A 1,759-nucleotide genomic window follows, 5' to 3' on the forward strand; every position below is an offset into this window, starting at 1 on the left:
GTTCCGATCCTTCATCGGTTCCGATCCTTCATCGGAATTAGCGAATGGCGGGGCTACAGTACCTATGAAACACTAACCTTTCATTTCCAAAACATAAAAGCCTCTTATAAACATTAGGAAATGATTGGTTCTGCGCCCTTGGCAATTTCAGTCCCGCTTTCTGGTACGAGTTCCGATGAAGAATCGGAAGCTCTTCCCGACAATCGGGTTTATTTGACTAAGGTTCGTGCCCTGAAGCAAAACGCAACCAAACCCGACAGCAGCGGTTCCGATTCTTCATCGGAATTAGCGTATGGCGGGGGCTACAGTACCTATGAAATAAGCCCTTTCATTTTCAAAACCTAAAAATAATTTATACTCAATACAAAACAAGCAGTTTCATGTTTTGATATTTGTGGAAAATTAGCTTCATGACCATCATAAATTTGAAAACCCTGAAACAAACAATTAACTTCATGCCATGGAAACCGATTTAATCATTTCAGCAATAAACGAGATACACAAAAAAGCAGATCAGGCCTTAGAAAGTAAGTATGTAACGGCCTACACTGCCATGTTTGATGACAGCTTAACTTATACCCCTGCAGAAGGTATAGCGCTTAATAAACGCGATTATACAATCGATTTAAAAAAGTATTTTGGCCATATTAAAGAAATACATACCAGTTATTACCGCATTAAATCTTCTTTTGAAAACGAAGTTTTTACCGAAAAAATTGCCCGAAAATCAGTCATTTTAAAGCCGAATCTGCTTATTTTTTCTAAAAAACAAACTATCCAGACAGAAGAAATTTACCATTGGAAAAATATTAAAGGTGAATGGAAAGTAATCGCTATTGAAATCGTGCTGGAAGAGAAATATTAATGACTGAAGATAAACTGGTAAAAGTCCTCTTTGCTTTTCATAGCGATGCCTTGGAGGAATGGACAATAGAAACCATGTGGTGCGAAACTGTAGATCAGGAAAAAGGTCATTATAAGATTGAAAACATTCCTTTTTATGCACCCTTTGCCTATAACGACCTAGTATTTGCAGAATATGATGAAGATGAAGGTATGTTAACCTATCGCGAAACAATTGCTTATTCGGGCCATTCTACTATTCAGGTGGTGTTAATGAACAAAGCAAGTTCTACTAATGAAATCATTACAATGCTTAAAGCTTTGGGGGCCGAAATTGAAAAATTTAGTGATGGTTATTTCGTGATCGATATCCCGCCCAGCTTAAATTATAAACCCATAAATAATTGCGAGGCACGAAGCAATCTTACAACGATCGCTAACAGCGTGTGCATTAGGATTGCTTCGTCGGCTGAAAAAGCCTTCTCGCAATGACGAATCCTAAAAGCCTATCACTACGATAAAATATATTGTTAACCAAAATAAACATTACGACCTCTAAATATTAGTCTCTTCCTTTTTTGACCTACATCAAAGTTTAAGATTTTTAATGGCTGCACCTTTGCAACATTATAAATTAAAACAGATTAAAAATGAAAAAAGAACATTTCAAATACATCAACACGCTTTTCGTGGTTATCCCTATGACATTAATTATGGCGTTTGTAGGTTTAATGCGCAACTACGGTTTTGGCGAAGATTGGTTTATCAAATTCTTAAAAGCATGGAGTATTATGTTACCTCTAGCCTATTTTGCGGCCTTTATCATTATTCCCAATGCACGGAAACTGGCCGAAAAGATCACTTCTAAAGCCTAAACATTGTTACATTTGGTTAAGACTAAATTAAATGCACGAAC

The 1,759-nt window shown here is 36.6% G+C and carries 4 protein-coding genes; all 4 read left to right on the top strand.

The genetic code is table 11. From position 1 onward, the window contains the following. Window positions 1-120 precede the first annotated feature (120 nt). Window positions 121-345: a hypothetical protein gene (locus AC1DPQ_RS28145; protein WP_477579486.1), complete on the top strand. Its 225-nt coding sequence runs from the start codon at window positions 121-123 to the stop codon at window positions 343-345. A 115-nt stretch (window positions 346-460) separates the two neighbouring features. Then, complete coding sequence (locus tag AC1DPQ_RS28150; RefSeq protein WP_477579488.1) at window positions 461-865, top strand: hypothetical protein; 405 nt, start codon at window positions 461-463, stop codon at window positions 863-865. Then, entirely contained in the window at window positions 865-1,335 is a 471-nt protein-coding gene (locus AC1DPQ_RS28155) for a DUF4265 domain-containing protein (protein WP_477611626.1), read from the top strand. The genes AC1DPQ_RS28150 and AC1DPQ_RS28155 overlap by 1 nt, the downstream gene beginning before the upstream one ends. 158 nt (window positions 1,336-1,493) lie before the next feature. Next, window positions 1,494-1,718 carry a DUF2798 domain-containing protein gene (locus AC1DPQ_RS28160; protein ID WP_477579492.1) on the top strand — a complete coding sequence of 75 codons (225 nt, stop codon included), beginning with the start codon at window positions 1,494-1,496 and terminating at the stop codon, window positions 1,716-1,718. Window positions 1,719-1,759 lie beyond the last annotated feature (41 nt).

The organism is Pedobacter sp. 01T416_2, assembly GCF_056398925.1.